This is a genomic window from Amycolatopsis sp. NPDC051061 (genome assembly GCF_040682935.1).
In the GTDB taxonomy this organism is placed as follows: domain Bacteria; phylum Actinomycetota; class Actinomycetes; order Mycobacteriales; family Pseudonocardiaceae; genus Amycolatopsis.
Map to the genome: position 1 here is coordinate 206,293 of NZ_JBFBBZ010000004.1, position 16,402 is coordinate 222,694.

A 16,402-nucleotide genomic window follows, 5' to 3' on the forward strand; every position below is an offset into this window, starting at 1 on the left:
TCATGACGTGGCGCAAGTCCTCGCACAGTGGCAATGAAGGCGATTGCGTCGAGGTGGCGATCGAGCGCACCGTCGGCGTGCGGGACAGCAAGGCACCCGCCGCCGGTCAGCTCACCGTCTCACGTCGGGCCTGGTCAGCGGCCCTTCGCCGGCTCCGCTGAGGTCTCCGCCTTCACCACGTCCTCCGCGAAGGCGACCGCTGCCTTGGCCGCGTCGTCGCCGAAGATCGGGCCGTTCGCGTACAGGCCGTCGATGATCACCAACACCCGGTCGGCCAGCCGCTCGGAGTCGGGCGCCGACGTCTCCGCCGCCAGTTCCCGCAGCTGCGTCCGCGCCCGTACCAGGTGGGCCACCGCCACGCGGTGGGCCGGGTGCCGCCGCTCCGGAAACTCCACCAGCGTCGCTCGCAGCGCGCACCCCCGCGAGCCGGGCCGGGTCACCCGCGTCCCGACCTCGCGGACCAGGTCCACCAGCCGTCGCTCCGGAGCGGCCGCCCGGACGCCGTCGACCAGGGCGTCCCACTCGGCGGCGCAGCGGCCCAGGTACGCCACGACCAGGTCGTCCTTGCTCGCGAAGTGGGTGTAGAGCAGGTTCTTGCCGCAGTCGCACTCGTCGATGATCCGCTGCAGCCCGACGGCGTGCACCCCGTGCCGGTCGAACAGCCGGGTGGCGGTTCCGAGGATGCGCTCACGGGCGTCCGGCGTCGGCATGCGGGGATGGTAGTGGCCTCCCCCGGATTCGGGGGAGGCCACCGCGCCATCACATCGCCGGCGGCGCCGACTTCGTCCCCCAGCTCGTGGGGGTGTCGCTCAGGCGGAACTGGATCTTGCCCGCGCGGAGCAGGTCCGCGTGGGAGATCCAGCTGCGGTCGTAGCCGCGGTGTCCGACCTGGACGTCCTTTGTGTACTGCAGCTTCGCCGCGCTCGCGCCGGGCGCCTCGATCTCGATCTTGCGGCCGCCGGCCGGGTGGATCTCGACCTTCTCGAACATCGGCGTGCTGAGCAGGTACGTCCCGGAGCCGGGCTGGGCTTCGAAGACGCCGGTCATACCGAAGACGAGCCACGACGAGATGGTGCCGAGGTCGTCGTTGCCGGGCATGCCGTAGGGCGTGTCGGTGAAGAGCGTCCGCGCCGCGCGCAGCACGGCCGACGTCTTCCACGGCGCGCCGGTCCAGGTGTACATCCAGGGCGCGTGCAGGTCGGGCTCGTTGTTCGGGTTGAAGGCGAAGTTGTTGTGGTAGTCGTACGCGCCGTGGACCCAGGAGTCCGCGGCGGCCTTCGCCGGATCGCTCAGCAGCAGCGGCATGTCGAAGAAGGTGTCGAGCCGCTTTTCCGCCTGCGCCGGGCCGCCCATCAGGCCGAACAGTTTCGCGGTGTCCTGCTGGGCCAGCCACTGGTACTGCCAGGGCGTGCCCTCGTGGAAGCCGGTGGACTTGGCCGGGTCGGGGTCGCCGACGCCGGTGCCGTCCGCGGCCTTCGTGCGCGGGAAGCCGGTGAAGCCGTGGGACTCGACGCTGGTGTCCCACAGTTTTGTGAAGTTCCCACAGCGGGCCTGGAGGGTCTTGGCCTTGTCCCGGTACCCGAGCCCTTGCGCCATGGTGGACAGCGCACAGTCGGCGAGGGCGTACTCGAGGGTCGCCGAACCGGCCTGGCGGGTGTCGCCGTAGGTGTAGCCGGGCAGGTCCTGGTAGCCGATCCAGCCGTTCTCGACGTAGGACGGGTTGCCGTCGCGGCCGCGGAAGACGGACTGATCCGTGGGTACCTCGTTGGCGTTGCGCCACAGCGCGTCGAAGAGCTGTCGTGCGGTGCGATCGTCGAGGATGCCGCGGCGGTAGTTGTCGACGACCCAGGGCGTGACGGGGTCGCCGCTCATCACGTTCGTCTCGCCGCCGGCGAGCGCCCAGCGCGGCACCCAGCCGCCGTCCTGGTAGATCTTGAGGACGGACTTGGTCATGTCCGCGGCCTTGTCCGGGTGCAGCAGCGCGACCAGCTGGTTCTGCGAGCGGTAGGTGTCCCAGAGCGAGAACATCTGGTAGTACGTGTCCCGGCTTCGGTGCACTTTGTCGTCGAAGCCGCGGTAGGAACCGTCCACATCGGACCCGACGGACGGGTGCAGCAGCGACCGGTACAGCGCGCTGTAGTAGGTCCGCTGGTCGGCGGTCGTCCCCCCGGCGACGCGCATGCGGTTCAGCTCGTCCTTCCAGGTGTCGTGGGCCTGGCTTTTCGCTTTGTCGAACGACCTGGGCTGCTCGGTCCCGCGGTTGAGCCGGGCGCCGTCGATCGAGGTGTAGGAGAGCCCGACGGAGGCGCCGACCTGGCTCTTGTCGGTGCCGAAGGTGAGCCAGGCACCGGTGCGCTGGCTGCCGAGCGTGGCGTCGCGCTGGTTCGGGGTGAGCTTGTTGTCGGTCCAGGTGCCGAAGCCGGTGAACTTGCGGTCGAACTTGGCCGAGAAGAAGACCTTGTAGCGCTCTTTCTGGGTCTCCCAGCAGAAGTTTCCGCCTTGCAGCCAGCCTTCGACGGTGTCGTCCCCGACGACGTGGACGTCGCCGGCGTAGGTGTAGCCGTTGCTCTCGCCGACCTCGATGAGGACGTTCTCGCTCGCGTTGTCAGGAAAGGTGTAGCGGTGCTGGCCGGTGCGCTGGGTGGCGGTCAGCTCGGCTTCGATGCCGTTGTCGAGCTTGACGCCGTAGTAGCCGGGTTGGCGGGTTTCGTTGGCGTGGCTGAACTTGGCGCCGTACTGCGCGGGGTCGCTGCTGGTGACGGCGCCGCTGGTGGGCATGAACCGGAAGTTGCCCATCGTCTGGCAGCCGACGCCGGAGAGGTGGGTGTGGCTGAAGCCGAGGGTGGTGTCCTGCGCGTAGTCGTAGGACGCGTACTTCTTGAGCTGGGTGTCCGGGCTGAGCTGCACCATCCCGAAGGGGGTGGTGGCGCCCGGGAAGGTGGTGCCGTCCCCGTTGTTCCCGATCGAGGTGTCGACGAGGGTGGTGGGGTCATCGGCGAATTTCGGCCCGTTGCGGGCTTCGGCTGGGGTCGCGAGGGCCATCGTGGTGGCTCCCGCGAGCAGGGTGGCAAGGACGCGCGTCCGCGTTCTCATCCGGCTCCTCCTGACAACGTTGTCACATATCCGGGGTGATCTTTTCCGTTGTCCGGTGGACAAATCAAGCCCCCAAGGTCGCCAGCGGCCCAATGTGGCCTTGGTTGCGTTCAACGCACCCAAGGCGGCCTTCGGTGCGTCTGACGCAACCAAGGCCGCTTTGGGGCGCTCGGGGCTCAAGGCCGGCAGGTGACCAATGGCTTCGGGCGGGCGGCAGCCGCGGCGTACGTATCGCGGAGCTCACTGATCACCTTGGCGGGTTCGGTCCGGAGGCGGCTCGGCAGTGTCTGCAGGTAGACGACTCCGGCAGCCGAGTACCGCGCGTTACGCGCCAGGGTTGCCGCATAGTGGTCGCCTCCCTCGTGATAGCTGCGCGAGTCGATCTCCCACGCGAACGCGACGTCTTCGCACCAAGCGTCCGGCTTCGAAATGAAGACGCCTTGCCGATCGAAGACACCCACGTTCCATTCGGCGGGAGGCAAGCCGGAATACTTCCAGATTTCCCACGCATCCGCTTCGGCGACCGACTCGGCACCGCCGAGGAGTGCCTGCAACGCTCTGCGCGGAATGGCAGAGCCTCGCTGACTACCCCTGTTCAGCTCACGATCGAGTTGCTCGGCGGTGCACCTCCGTCGCTGTACAGCTTCCGCGAGCATCGCCTGCACAGTGTCGAAATCGCGGATTCTCCGCGCTCCGTCCAGCACCGCGCGGTACACGGGTGCGATCGGCATGTCACCTCGAACCACGGCTATCGGCAGTCTGGTGGTGCGCTCCACAACGGCGAACCCGGCACTGGTCACCTCGCGTTCGTGCGGTACGAGCAGGTGAACGTCGCCCGGCTCCGGCACCTGCTGCAAACCGTGGCGACGCAACGCCCACAGACCGGTGATCATGGCGCGCTCACCCCCGCGCAGGAGGCCTGCTTTCAGCCTCTGCTCGTCGGTCGGTTCCGCTGCCCGCAGCAGGATCACGCCGGGCAGCAGCCGTCGCCATGGCCCGCCGGGCAGGCATCGCCGATAGACACTGCTGCGAGGCATCCCGATCTCTTCGAGCTCGGATACGCGTACGACGTCCGGACCGTGTGGGTGGCCCGTGACGAGTGGATGTCTGGTCCAAGTTCCTCGAAACATACGTCGAGGATGATCACGACGTCCGACAAAACTTGACGTGGCAAAGCGCGAACGGTCCGTTGGCTACGTTTTCGACCGAAATCCACCTTTCGCAGGACCCCCGGCCAGTTGACCATGCTCAGATCTGGTGGGTGACGTGCCCACCGAGGATCGTCGCCGTCACCGGGAGCGCCCGCAGGTCCCTCGCGGATAACGTCGACGGGTCCGCCGCCGTCACCATCAAGTCCGCCACATCCCCCACCGAAACTCTCCGCCGCCCTCCCGAAGACGCCGCCAGGGCGTCCGGCAGCGAAATTGCCTGCTCCGGGTGCCAAGCCGGCCGGTCGTCGTCGGTGCGGGAGACCGCTGACGCGATTCCGTCCCACGGGTCCAGCGGGGCCACCGGCGCGTCCGACCCGAACTCCAGCCGAGCGCCCGACTCCAGCAACGACCGATACGGGAACGCCCGCGACGTCCGCCCGTGCCAATGCCGGTCGGCGACGTCACGATCATCCGGCTGATGCGCCGGCTGGACCGCCGCGATCACGCCCAGCGAAGCGAAACGCGAGACATCAGCTGAAGAAAGCAACTGCGCGTGCTCGATCCGCCCGGGACAGCCGACCGAACCGAAAGCGTCCAACGCGATCGTGTTCGCCTGGTCGCCGATCGCGTGCACCGCCGGGAGCAAGCCGTGCGAGAAAGCCCTCTCCATCAAGGGAACCAAAGAAGACGGCGGCAACTCCAGCAGTCCCGGCGAGTCGCCACCCGGGTAAGGATCGTGGCAATAAGCCGTCCGGGTGTTCAGCGAGCCGTCCACGAAGAGCTTGAACGGGCCCACCGTCAGCAACCCGTCCGAATCCGGCAGCACGTCGCCCGTGCGGTGGCCGCGCTCGATCGTCTGGTCCAGCAGGAACCGAGCGATCACGCACGAAATCCGGACGGCCGGGGCACCACGACGTGTCCAGTCCGCCACCGTGTCCGCGTACTCGTAGTCGACGATCTGCGTCACGCCCCGCGCCGCCGCCGCGGACACCGCTTCCGCCACCCACGCGTCCTGGACGTCGATCGCCGCCGTCGGGAGCTGGGCCGTCGCGCTCATGCAGTCGTTCTCCAGCAGCACGCCCGTCGGGTGGTCGCCGCGGCCGATCAGCTTCAGCGCCGCCGGGCTCAGCCACAGGGTGTGCAGGTCCGCGCTGAACAACGCCACCGCCCGCCCCGGCAGCGCCCGCTGCAGCAGGTCCTTGTGCGGCCGGTCCGGCCAGAGCGCGTCGCGGAACCCCGCGCCCACGACCAGTTCCTCCGACTGTGACGGCGTCGCCAGCAGGTGCGCCAGCAGCAGCTCGACCGCCTCCCCCGCCGAGCGCGCCGCGTCGAGGGGGATCCGGCGGCGGGACGTCGCCCACTGCACCAGGTGGACGTGCGCGTCGACCAGCCCCGGCAGCAGCGTGCCGCCGTGCCCGTCGACGACCCGCGCCGCGAACCCGGCCGAACCCGGCTCGGTGATCGCCGTGACGCGGCCGTCGTTGACCCGGACGTCCGCGAGCTCCCCGCCGAGCCCCGGCCGCACGCGGCGCAGGAGTAGATCATCCATGCGGACCACCCTGCCAGCCGGGCCCGTCCGGGTGAAGCACAGAGTGAGATGGGAATGAGATGGGTATTGGCTACCGTTGTAGGAGATGGCAGCCGTCGCCCGCCGAAGGGTCAGGGCCGGTCCATGGGCGCCGCCCTCATAAGCCGCGCAGGGTTCGACTCCCTCGGTTGCCACGCGAGTCTCGGGGCGAGGCCGGTGCGCGGAACGCGCGCACCGGGCCTCGCCCCGCGGCGTGCCCCGGGGGTCGAACCCCCGGACGCCCGCGGTGGTCACGTCTCGCTGTCAGCCCACTGGCATGTCACGCCTTCGCAACGCCGCCAGGCCACCCGCACCGGCCACCAAGGCGATCGCCACCAGCCAGATCACCGGCGCCACCGAGAACGTCCCGCCCGGCAGTCGCGCCAGGTGCGCGAACGGCGAGATCCCCAGCACCACGTCGTTCCACTGCAACGCCGTCCCCACCAGCGACAACAGCAGGAACGCGCCCAGCAGGCCCCAGGCCGCCGCGGCGAAACGCGGCAGGAAGCCGACCAGCAAGGCCGCCAAGCCGGCCAGCACCCACACCGCCGGCAACTGCGCCAGCGCCGCCGGGACCAGTGAAGTGCCGTACGCCGCGCCGGTGGCGAGACCGGTCACCGCCAGCAAGAACGCCGAGCCCAGCAGCGCGAACGTCAGGTGCGCGAGCGCCCAGCCGACCCGGCCGACCGCCGTCGCCAGCAGCGGTTCCGCCCGCCCGGCCGCCTCTTCCGCACGCAGCTTCAGCGTCGCCTGCACCGCGTAACCCGCCGCCGCCAAGCCGAACAACGTCATCGTCCCGGCCAGGAACGCGTCCGTTACCGCGCCTCCGCCGCCGAGGCGCGAAAACACGTCCGCGACGGCCTTGTTGTCGCGGATCGTCTCCGCGACGTTCTTGCCGACCCCGCCCATCAGCAGCCCGACCAGCGCCAGGCAGACGGTCCAGACCAGCAGCGTCCCCCGCTGCAGCCGCCAGGCCAGCGCCAGCGGCGACCGCAGCGACGCCTTCGCCGTCGCCCGCCCCAGCCGGGCCGGGAACAGCGCCGCGCCGAGGTCACGCCGCGCGGACAACGCGACCGCCAAGACCACGAGCAAGCCGCTCGCGACGACAGCCAAGAAGAGCACCCACCACTGCTCCCCCGCGAACGGCCGCATCCGATGCGCCCAGCCGATCGGCGACAGCCACGCCACCCAGCCCGCCGAACCGCTGCTGTCCCCCGCCGCCCGCAGCAGGAACGCCAGGACCAGCACGCCGATCCCGATCCCGCGCGCGCCGCTCGCACCCCACGTGAGCTGCGCGGCGACCGCACCGACACCGGCGAACACCCAGCCCATCAACGAAAACCCGAGCCCCAGCGCGAACGCTCCCGCCGCCGGAACGCCCTGAGCGGCGACGCCGAGCCCGACCAGCAGCCCGTACCCGAGACAGGCGACGCAGGTCGCGATCACCGCGGCCGCCAGCCCGGCGTGCCGCCCGACGACGGTCGCGCCGGTCAGCTCCCGGCGCCCCGCCTCCTCCTCGGTCCGGGTGTGCCGGACGACCGTCAGCAGCGCGATCAACCCGACGACGACCGGGACGAACCCGCACTGCCACGCGAGCAGCTCGCCCACCGACGACCCGTACAGCGGGCCGTTGCGGACGACGAACGTCGCGCTCGAAGCGTTCAGGTCGTAGAAGTGCTGCCGCGACGCCGCATCCGGGTAGGCCGCCTTGATCGACGACAGGTAGCCCATCGGCGCGATCGCCAGGCAGACGATCCACAGCGGCATCAGCAGCCGGTCGCGGCGCAGCACCAGCCGCAGCAACGACCAGGTCCCGGTCATCGCGCCGCTCCGACCGGCTCGTCGTGGCGGTAGTGGCGCAGGAACAGCTCTTCGAGCGTCGGCGGCCGGCTCACCAGGCTCTTCAGCCCGGCTTCGGCGAGGTGCCGCATCAGGTCGTCGAGCGAAGACTGGTCGACCGACAGGTGGACGTGCGAGCCGTACGTGCTCAGGTCGTGCACCCCCGGCAGCGCCGACAGACCGTCCGGCACCCGCGCGAGCGAAGCGTCGATCGTGATCCGGCCCAGGTGCCGCAGCTCGTCCAGGGTGCCCGACTCGACGGTGCGCCCGGACCGGATGATCGTGACGCGGTCGCAGAGCGCTTCGACCTCGGACAGGATGTGCGAGGACAGCAGCACGGTCCGGTCGCCGCGCTCCCGCTCCTCCTCGATGACCTGCCGGAACACTTCCTCCATCAGCGGGTCGAGCCCGGACGTCGGCTCGTCGAGCACCAGCAGCTCCACATCGGACGCGAGCGCCGCGACGAGCGCGACCTTCTGCCGGTTGCCCTTCGAGTACGTCCGGCCCTTCTTGCGCGGGTCGAGGTCGAAGCGCTCGACGAGCTCGGCGCGGCGGGCGGTGTCGAGGCCCCCGCGCAGCCGGCCGAGCAGGTCGATGACCTCGCCGCCGGTGAGGTTGGGCCAGAGCGTGACGTCGCCCGGGACGTACGCGAGCCGCTTGTGCAGTTCGGTGGCGTCGGTCCAGGGGTTCCCGCCGAGCAGGGTGGCGCGGCCGCCGTCGGCCCGCATCAGCCCCAGCAGGACGCGGATCGTGGTGGTCTTGCCGGCGCCGTTCGGCCCGAGGAAGCCGTGCACCTCGCCGGTGTGGACGGTCAGGTCGAGCCCGTCGAGGGCTTTCGCGGAACCGAACGCCTTGGTGAGGCCGTCGGCGGTGATCGCTTCGGCCATCGTCATTCCTTTCGTTCGTAGGCGGCCAGCGCTTCGCGGGCCTTTTCGAGGACTTCGGCGTTGGCGAGCGGGTTCATGAACAGGTGCCCGGCGGCCATCGACATCCGCAGCATCGCCTCGTGCGTGCCCGGCTCCTCGCCGAGCGCGCGGGCGATGTGGTCCTGCAGGATCATCAGCCCGCCGGTCATCGCGGCGAGCGCGGCGGCGACGCCCCGCGGGTCGGGCATGTCCATGCCCTGCTCGCGGAAGTAGCGCTCGGTGCCGTCGACGATCTCGGTGAACTGCGCCTCGGCGGCCGCGGAGCCGTCGAGCATGGCCCGGCCCATGTACCGGCGGAAGAGCAGCTGGCGGGCGTCGAACGTCGGGAGGAACCCCGGGTTCGCGACGCCCTTCGCCAGCACCTCCTCCTTGAACTTCAGCAGCTCGTCGAAGACGTAGGTGTCGCACGCCTCGCGCAGGCCGTCCTTGGAGCCGAAGTGGTGGCGGATCAGGCCGCCGGACACCCCCGCGGCCTCGGCGATGTCGAGGATCGACGTCTTCTCCATGCCGCGTTCGGTGAACAGCTTGATCGCCGCGTCGCGGATCCGGGCCCTCGCCGTGAAGTCTTCCGTGGTCATGAGCGGTCCTATACGTGCGTGTAGTCGACTACACGACAATGTAGCCGCCTATACGGCCATATAGCAAGGGTGGACGTCTTACGGCCACGCGTCACATCCGGTGGCCTCCTAACCGGGCATCCGATTAGGCCATTCGGCTCGCAACCAATTGCGGTTGATGGGCTAACCGCCTGATTGCTGACGAAGATCTCACGTTGTGTACTTCTCGGACGTCTACTTGTCGGACGCATCTCTTCGTGAAGGGTCGTTTCAGTGACACAGCACAGACCGCGCTGGAGACGGCGGGCCGGGATCACCGTCCTCGCCACCGCACTCGGCGCATCCGTCCTCGGCATCGCCGTCCCCGTGGCGTCCGCCCAGCAGGCCCCGCCGACCGCCGGCGCCGCCGACGGCAAGACCCTCGACGAGCACGACCGCGCCCTCGTCGCCGAGGCCGAGAAGGCCGGAAAGCCCGACGTCACGCTGCTGATCGCGGCGGAGAAGGGCCAGACCGGCGCCGCCGTGAACGAGCTCAAGGCGCTCGGCGGCGTCGTCCAGGCCACCGACACCAAGCTCGACTACGTCAAGGTCAGCATCCCGACCGGCAAGGCCGAGAAGGCCGCGAAGCTCAAGTCGGTCAACGCCGTCGACGTCGACGGCCTCGTCTACCGCGACGACCCGAAGCCCGACGGCGCGCAGGACCCGTCGCCGCAGCCCGCGCCGGGCAAGAACACCCCGCGCGTCAATCCGTACCTGCCCACCGGCGACACCTACGCGGCGCAGTTCGGCCAGGTCCTGCCCAACTGGGACGGCAAGGACGCCACGGTCGCCGTGCTGGACTCCGGCGTCGACCTCGACACCCCCGCGCTGGCCAAGACCAGCCACGGCGAGCGCAAGATCGTCGACTGGTACAACGCCAACGCCACCAACTCCGGTGACGGCACCTGGGTCACGCAGTCCACCCAGACCTACACCGGCACCTTCACTTCCAACGGCAAGAGCTGGACGGCCCCGGCGACCGGTGGCCCGTACACGTTCGGCCTCTTCACCGAGACCGCCGGCGACCTGGGCGCCGCGGACAGCGAGACCGGCGGTGACGTCAACCGCGACGGCGACCGCGCCGACTCCTGGGGCGTGCTGCAGGACAGCGTGACCAAAGAGGTCCGCGTCGACCTCAACGGCAACGGCGACTTCGCCGACGAGAAGCCGATGACCGACTACAACAAGAAGTACGACGTCGGCTTCTTCGGCACCGACAACCCGGCGACCGACATCGCCGAGCGGATGGCCTTCGTGGTCCAGACCGACAAGCCGGGCTTCGTCGGCATCGGCATCGCCGGCGCCGAGCACGGCTCGCACGTCGCGGGCATCGCCACCGGCAACGACCTGTTCGGCGGCAAGATGGACGGCGCGGCCCCGGGCGCGAAGGTCCTGGCGGTCAAGGTCTGCCTCACCGGCAGCGCCTGCACCTCGTCCGGCCTGATCGACGGCGTCGTCTACGCGGCCAGCCACGGCGCCGACGTCATCAACATCTCGATCGGCGGCCTGCCGGCCCTCAACGACGGCAACAACGCCCGCGCGGAGCTCTACAACCGCACGATCGCCGAGTACAACGTCCAGATCTTCATCTCGGCCGGCAACAGCGGCGCCGGGGCGAACACCGTCGGCGACCCGTCGGTGGCCACGGACGCGATCTCGGTCGGCTCGTACATCACCAAGGAGACCTGGCTCGCGGACTACGGCTCGAAGACGCAGAACGCCGAGTCCATGCACCCGTTCTCCTCGCGCGGCCCGCGTGAGGACGGCGGCTTCAAGCCGGACATCGTCGCGCCCGGCGCGGCGATCTCGACCACCCCGCGCTGGGAGGCGCCGGGCCCGGTGGCCGGCACGTACACCCTGCCCGCGGGTTACGCGATGCTGCAGGGCACGTCGATGGCGGCGCCGCAGGCGACCGGCGCGGCGGCCTTGCTGGTGAGCGCGTACAAGGCGACGCACAAGGGCCAGCGGCCGCCGGTCGCGCAGCTGCGCGCGGCCATCAAGTCGACCGCGCGGTTCGTGCCGGGCATCGGCGCGTACGCCCAGGGCGCGGGCCTGTTCAACGTCCCCGCCGCGTTCGTCGCGCTGTCGCTCAACCCGAAGCCGGACGCCGTCTCGACGTCGGTCGAGGTGCACACCGTGCAGTCGGGCCTGCTGGCCACTCCGAACACCGGCGTGGGCATCCACGACCGCGAGGGCGTGACCACGGGCAAGGCCTACACCCGCACGTACACGATCACCCGCACGACGGGCTCGGCGAAGCCGGTGCCGTACTTCGCGCGGTGGACCGGCAATGACGGGACGTTCGCCTCGGCATCGACGGTGGTGTTGCCGCTGAACACGCCGGTGAAGTTCGACGTCAAGGTGAACCCGAAGAACGCGGGCGTCCACTCGGCGCTGCTGTACCTGGACAACCCGCTGACCATCGGCATCGACGTGCAGACGCTCAACACGGTCTTCGCGCCGCAGGAGTTCACCGCGGCCGAGGGTTACCAGGTCGACGTCTCCGGCAAGATCGCCCGCAACCAGGCGACCAGCTACTTCGTGCGGGTGCCGCAGGGTGCCAGCGCGCTGAAGGTGGACTTGGACGCGGGCGCCGGCGCCCCGGGCAAGGGCCAGGTGCGCTTCCTGCGCTACGACCCGACCGGCGTGCCGGCCGAGGCGAGCACGTCGACGACGTACTGCTACCTGCCCGACGCGGGTGCGGGCTGCCCGGGTGGCACGCCGACCAGCCGGACCATCGCCAACCCGCTCCCGGGCGTGTGGGAGATCGTCGTCGAAGCGCGCCGGACGTCCGATGTGGACAATGCGGCGTACAAGCTGTCGGCTTCGGTGCTGGGCACGACCATCGCGCCCAACCCCGACACGATCGCTTCGGCCACGCTCGGCCAGCCGGTCGCGCGTTCGTACACCGTGACGAACACGCTCGGCGCGTTCACCGGCAAGCTGAACGGCGCCACGCTGGGCAGCGCGAAGATCTCGCGGCCGACGATCGCCGACGGGGCGCAGCAGCAGTACCAGATCCCGGTGGCGCCGGGTTCGACGTCGCTGACGGCCACCATCGGCAAGACGTCCGATGTGGGCGCGGACCTGGACCTGGCGGTCTACAACTGCACGACCGGGTCGTGCGTGCTGGCGGGCCAGAGCGCGGACGGCGACTCCGAGGAGTCGGTGACCATCGCCAACCCGGCGGCGGGCGTCTGGATCGCGCTGGTCGACGGGTACGCCGTGCCGAGCGGCTCGACGCAGTTCGACTACCTCGACGTGTTCACCAACCCGGCGTTCGGTTCGGTCGCGGTGACCGACGCGAACGCGGTGCGGGCGTCCGGTAGCTCGTGGACCGTGCCGGCGACCGTGACGGCCACGGCCGCCCCGGGGCCGGGCCGGGTCCTGCGCGGTCAGCTGACCGTGCAGACCGACACGGGTGTCACGGTCGGCTCCTCGCTGGTGCTGGTCAACTCCGTGAGCTAATCCCGCTCAACGGAAACCGCCCCGGGTCGCACCGGGGCGGTTTTCGTTTTCCCGGCGGGTTTCCTGGTGGGTTTCCGACGCAAGTTTGCGCATGTCCGGTGAACTCTTGCCCTCGTTCGGGAAGCGTCCGTATGGTCTGGAACACTCCGCACCCACCGAAGGGCTCCGCATGCGACGGATTTCGACGTTGTTCGCCGCTCTTCTCCTGCTGGCCGCGACTTTGCCGGGTATCGCGCACGCCGCGGCGGCGCTCTCGACCCGCACCCACCTGTTCTACTATCCGTGGTACGGCAACAGTTCCGGCGCTTACCGGCACTGGCAGCAAGGCGGGCACACACCACCGGACGACATCGGCGCGAACTTCTACCCGGTGCTGGGCCCATACGACTCCGGCGACTTCGGCGGGGCCGTCGAGCAGCACATGCGGTGGATCGAGCAGTCCGGTGCCGGGGTGATCGTCTACAGCTGGTGGGGCCAGGGGTCCTATGAGGACGGTCTGGCGGCCGGCGTGCTGGAAGCCGCGGCCCGGCACGGCATCGAGGTCGCGTGGCACCTCGAGCCCTACAGCGGGCGGACGGCGGAGTCGACGGTCTCGGACATCGGCTACCTCCAAGGGCGCTACGGCTCGAGCCCGGCCTTCTACCGCGAGGGCGGCCGCGGGGCGTTCTACGTGTTCGAAAGCCTGCGCATCACCGACTGGACGCCCCTCGATCAGGTGCGGTCGTCGGCGATCGTGCTGGCACAGACGACCGACACTAGCAAGGTCGCCCACTTCGGCGGGATGTACACCTACGACGCGATCGCCGGGGCGACGGCGCCGGGCTGGCGCGAAGCGGGCGCGTACTGCGAGGCGAACGGTCTGGTGTGGGCACCGTCGGTCGGGCCGGGGTACGTCGACGACCGCGCGGTGCCGGGCAACACGACACCGACGTTGTCCCGAGACAACGGCGCGACCTACGACCGCGAGTGGCAGAACGCGCTGTCCACGCAGGCGGACTGGGTTTCGGTGACGTCGTTCAACGAGTGGCACGAGGGGTCGGTCATCGAACCGGCTCGCTCGGCGCCGCCTTCGCCGGTGTACGAGACTTTCGCCGGCGCATATGGGGCTTCGGGCGCGGCTTCGGAGACCGCTTACCTCGACCGGACGCGTTACTGGACTTCCCGGCTCGCCGGGCCTTCGGTGAGTTTGGCGGCGGGCAACGCCGCTTCCGCGTGGGGGATGGTGTCCGGTCCCGTGCGATGAACGACTCGTTCATCGCGCCCGACGACCTGAACGAGTCGTTCATGACATCGGGTCGCGCCGCCTACGCCTCCTGAACCCGCGTCAGGAACGGCGCCGGATCGGCCAGCACCCGGTGCACCACCCGGCCGGCCGCGCCCAACGTCGCGGCGTCGCCGCCCAGACGTGACGCCGACAGCACCGGCGGCGCGCCCCGGAGCCCGCCGAGCCGCGCCGACAGCACCTCCGACACCGGCCCGGACAGCCACGGGTACAGCTGCGTGAACACCCCGCCCAGCACGATGCGGTCGAGGTCGAGGAGGTTCACCGCCGACGTCAGCGCGATACCGAGGGCGCGTCCGGCCGCCGCGCACGCCGCCAGCGCCGCCCGGTCGCCTCGGGTGAGCGCGGTCAGGATCGCGGGCACGGACGACGCTTTTCCCGCGGCCAGCAACGCCTCCTGCCCGGCGAACGTCTCCAAGCACCCGCTCCCACCACACCGGCACGGCGGTCCGTCCGGCGCCACGACGACGTGGCCCAGCTCGCCGGCCAGCCCGCGCGCGCCCGAAAACAGCGCGCCGTTCACCACCAGGCCCGCGCCGATGCCGACTTCGCCCGACACGTAGAGGAAGTCGCGCTCGCCGTCGCCGTACCAGAGCTCGCCCAGGGCCGCGAGGTTCGCCTCGTTGTCCAGCTCGACCGGAATCGGCAGCCGCAGGAGTTCGGCCGGGCGGACGTCCTGCCAGCCGAGGTGGGGAGCACTGAACAGCACGCCGTCGCCGACCGGGCCGGACACCGCCAGCACCGCGCCCGCGACCTCCAGCCCGAGCCGGTGCGTTTCGGTCAGCGCCTGCGACGCGAGCGCCTGCAGCTCGGACAGGACCTTCTTCGGCCGTGAGCCGCGGTTGTCGCGCTCGCGGCGCGCGGCGAAGCGGACCCCGCCGGTGAGATCGAGCACGCGCACCGCGAGGTAGTCGACGTTGATCTCGAGCCCCAGCGACGCCACGCGCGCCCCGCTCAGCACGACGTCCACCCCCGGCCGGCCGCGTTCGCCCGCCCGCGCGGGTCCGGTCTCGGCCAGCAAGCCGGCGTCGATGAGATCGCCGACGAGCTTCGAAACCGTGGACTTCGTCAGGCCGGTGCGCTCGGCGAGCGCGGCGCGAGTCAGCGGGCCGCCGCGGCTGACCGCGCCCAGCACCACCTCGAGGTTGCGGGCGCGCATCGAGTCGTGCCGCACGGCCTGGGTCATCGCGTCCCTCCTGCGAAGCACTCTAACCGGCCTCTTGACGCCCGGGACCGCCGCGGCGCATATTTAGTCTACAACGCGAACTAAATGAAGGGACAGTCATGAGCGACTACGCTCCCCAACCGGCCGACAAGTTCACCTTCGGCCTCTGGACCGTGGGCTGGCCCGCGAACGACCCGTTCGGGGTCGGGACGCGGCCGCCGCTGGACCCGGTGGAGAGCGTGCACCGGCTGGCCGAGCTGGGCGCCTACGGCGTGACGTTCCACGACGACGACCTGCTGGCCACCGAGCCCGACCGCGACAAGGCGATCGAGGCGTTCCGCAAGGCGCTCGCCGAGACCGGGCTCAAGGTGCCGATGGCGACGACGAACCTGTTCACCCACCCGGTGTTCAAGGACGGCGGCCTGACCAGCAACGACCGCGACGTCCGGCGGTACGCGCTGCGGAAGGTGCGCCGCAACGTCGACCTGGCGGCCGAGCTGGGCGCGGAGACCTACGTCGTCTGGGGCGGCCGCGAAGGCGCCGAGTCCGACGCCGCGAAGGACGTTCGGGCGGCGCTGGCCCGCTACAAGGAGGGCCTCGACCTGCTCGCCGACTACGTCGTCGAGAAGGGCTACTCGCTGCGGTTCGCCCTCGAACCCAAGCCGAACGAGCCGCGCGGCGACATCCTGCTGCCGACCATCGGGCACGCGCTGGGCTTCATCTCGCAGCTGGAGCGGTCCGAGATGTTCGGGCTCAACCCGGAGGTCGGGCACGAGCAGATGGCCGGGCTCAACTTCGTGCACGGCATCTCGCAGGCGCTGTGGCAGGGCAAGCTGTTCCACATCGACCTCAACGGCCAGCACGGCCCGAAGTACGACCAGGACCTGATCTTCGGCCACGGCGACGTGAAGAGCGCGTTCTTCCTCGTCGACCTGCTGGAGAACGGCGGCTACGAGGGCCCGCGGCACTTCGACTACAAGCCGCTGCGCACCGAGGACCCGTCGGACGTGTGGGTGTCCGCGGCAGCGAACATGCGGACGTACCTGATCCTCAAGGAGAAGGCGGCGGCGTTCCGCGCCGACCCGGAGGTCGCGGAGGCACTGGCGGCCTCGCGCGTCCCGGACCTCTCGACGCCGACGCTGGCGCCGGGCGAGTCGTTCGACGACCTGCTGAAGGACGACTTCGACCTCGACGCGGCGGCGACCCGCGGCTACCACTTCACGCGCCTCAACCAGCTGGCCCTGGAGCACCTCCTCGGCGTCCGGTAGCGCCCCCGGTGGCGAGGCCGGGAGCCCCCGGCCTCGCTACCCTGGGG

General features: G+C 70.3%; 12 protein-coding genes. 4 read left to right on the plus strand and 8 right to left on the minus strand.

Annotated elements, in window-relative coordinates:
- The first annotated feature begins 2 nt into the window (after positions 1 to 2).
- Positions 3 to 161 carry a DUF397 domain-containing protein gene (locus tag AB0N03_RS07475; RefSeq protein ID WP_364366861.1) on the plus strand — a complete coding sequence of 53 codons (159 nt, stop codon included), beginning with the start codon at positions 3 to 5 and terminating at the stop codon, positions 159 to 161.
- Here the strand turns inward: AB0N03_RS07475 and AB0N03_RS07480 are convergent.
- The 7 genes from AB0N03_RS07480 to AB0N03_RS07510 all read right to left on the minus strand — a co-directional run bounded on the left by AB0N03_RS07480 (position 135) and on the right by AB0N03_RS07510 (position 9,154).
- On the minus strand, positions 135 to 710 hold the full coding sequence (locus tag AB0N03_RS07480; protein WP_364366864.1) for a TetR/AcrR family transcriptional regulator: 576 nt from the start codon (positions 708 to 710) through the stop codon (positions 135 to 137). The two genes, AB0N03_RS07475 and AB0N03_RS07480, sit on opposite strands and share 27 nt — an antisense overlap.
- Before the next feature lie 49 nt (positions 711 to 759).
- On the minus strand, positions 760 to 3,093 hold the full coding sequence (locus AB0N03_RS07485) for a GH92 family glycosyl hydrolase (RefSeq protein WP_364366867.1): 2,334 nt from the start codon (positions 3,091 to 3,093) through the stop codon (positions 760 to 762).
- Positions 3,094 to 3,269: 176 nt separating this feature from the next.
- On the minus strand, positions 3,270 to 4,130 hold the full coding sequence (locus AB0N03_RS07490) for a hypothetical protein (protein WP_364366870.1): 861 nt from the start codon (positions 4,128 to 4,130) through the stop codon (positions 3,270 to 3,272).
- Positions 4,131 to 4,341: 211 nt separating this feature from the next.
- Positions 4,342 to 5,793 (minus strand): amidohydrolase family protein, encoded by a 1,452-nt coding sequence (locus tag AB0N03_RS07495; RefSeq protein ID WP_364366873.1) that lies wholly within the window; start codon positions 5,791 to 5,793, stop codon positions 4,342 to 4,344.
- A 282-nt stretch (positions 5,794 to 6,075) separates the two neighbouring features.
- Complete coding sequence (locus AB0N03_RS07500) at positions 6,076 to 7,632, minus strand: ABC transporter permease (RefSeq protein ID WP_364366875.1); 1,557 nt, start codon at positions 7,630 to 7,632, stop codon at positions 6,076 to 6,078.
- A complete protein-coding gene (locus AB0N03_RS07505; protein ID WP_364366878.1) occupies positions 7,629 to 8,537 on the minus strand; it encodes an ABC transporter ATP-binding protein in 909 nt (302 codons plus the stop codon). Before AB0N03_RS07505 ends, AB0N03_RS07500 begins: the two co-directional genes overlap by 4 nt.
- Before the next feature lie 2 nt (positions 8,538 to 8,539).
- Positions 8,540 to 9,154, minus strand: a complete 615-nt coding sequence (locus tag AB0N03_RS07510) for a TetR family transcriptional regulator (RefSeq protein WP_364366881.1) — start codon at positions 9,152 to 9,154, stop codon at positions 8,540 to 8,542.
- 252 nt (positions 9,155 to 9,406) lie between these two features.
- Between AB0N03_RS07510 and AB0N03_RS07515 the strand changes: the two genes are divergently transcribed.
- Both AB0N03_RS07515 and AB0N03_RS07520 read left to right on the plus strand, forming a co-directional pair.
- Complete coding sequence (locus tag AB0N03_RS07515) at positions 9,407 to 12,640, plus strand: S8 family serine peptidase (protein ID WP_364366884.1); 3,234 nt, start codon at positions 9,407 to 9,409, stop codon at positions 12,638 to 12,640.
- 169 nt (positions 12,641 to 12,809) lie between these two features.
- Positions 12,810 to 13,883, plus strand: coding sequence for a glycoside hydrolase family 99 protein (locus AB0N03_RS07520; RefSeq protein ID WP_364366887.1), 1,074 nt, complete (start codon positions 12,810 to 12,812; stop codon positions 13,881 to 13,883).
- Positions 13,884 to 13,944: 61 nt separating this feature from the next.
- On the opposite strand, the gene AB0N03_RS07525 is transcribed toward AB0N03_RS07520, so the two are convergent.
- Entirely contained in the window at positions 13,945 to 15,108 is a 1,164-nt protein-coding gene (locus AB0N03_RS07525; protein WP_364366890.1) for an ROK family transcriptional regulator, read from the minus strand.
- Between the two features lie 98 nt (positions 15,109 to 15,206).
- On the opposite strand from AB0N03_RS07525, the gene xylA reads away from it, so the two are divergent.
- Positions 15,207 to 16,355, plus strand: a complete 1,149-nt coding sequence (gene xylA / locus AB0N03_RS07530) for a xylose isomerase (protein ID WP_364366892.1) — start codon at positions 15,207 to 15,209, stop codon at positions 16,353 to 16,355.
- Positions 16,356 to 16,402 lie beyond the last annotated feature (47 nt).

Bases quoted from the DNA above. Each gene is read 5' to 3' on its own strand.
- AB0N03_RS07475 (WP_364366861.1), top strand. From the start codon at position 3: ATGACGTGGCGCAAGTCCTCGCACAGTGGCAATGAAGGCGATTGCGTC.
- AB0N03_RS07480 (WP_364366864.1), bottom strand. From the start codon at position 710: ATGCCGACGCCGGACGCCCGTGAGCGCATCCTCGGAACCGCCACCCGG.
- AB0N03_RS07485 (WP_364366867.1), bottom strand. From the start codon at position 3,093: ATGAGAACGCGGACGCGCGTCCTTGCCACCCTGCTCGCGGGAGCCACC.
- AB0N03_RS07490 (WP_364366870.1), bottom strand. From the start codon at position 4,130: ATGCCTCGCAGCAGTGTCTATCGGCGATGCCTGCCCGGCGGGCCATGG.
- AB0N03_RS07495 (WP_364366873.1), bottom strand. From the start codon at position 5,793: ATGGATGATCTACTCCTGCGCCGCGTGCGGCCGGGGCTCGGCGGGGAG.
- AB0N03_RS07500 (WP_364366875.1), bottom strand. From the start codon at position 7,632: ATGACCGGGACCTGGTCGTTGCTGCGGCTGGTGCTGCGCCGCGACCGG.
- AB0N03_RS07505 (WP_364366878.1), bottom strand. From the start codon at position 8,537: ATGGCCGAAGCGATCACCGCCGACGGCCTCACCAAGGCGTTCGGTTCC.
- AB0N03_RS07510 (WP_364366881.1), bottom strand. From the start codon at position 9,154: ATGACCACGGAAGACTTCACGGCGAGGGCCCGGATCCGCGACGCGGCG.
- AB0N03_RS07520 (WP_364366887.1), top strand. From the start codon at position 12,810: ATGCGACGGATTTCGACGTTGTTCGCCGCTCTTCTCCTGCTGGCCGCG.
- AB0N03_RS07525 (WP_364366890.1), bottom strand. From the start codon at position 15,108: ATGACCCAGGCCGTGCGGCACGACTCGATGCGCGCCCGCAACCTCGAG.
- xylA (WP_364366892.1), top strand. From the start codon at position 15,207: ATGAGCGACTACGCTCCCCAACCGGCCGACAAGTTCACCTTCGGCCTC.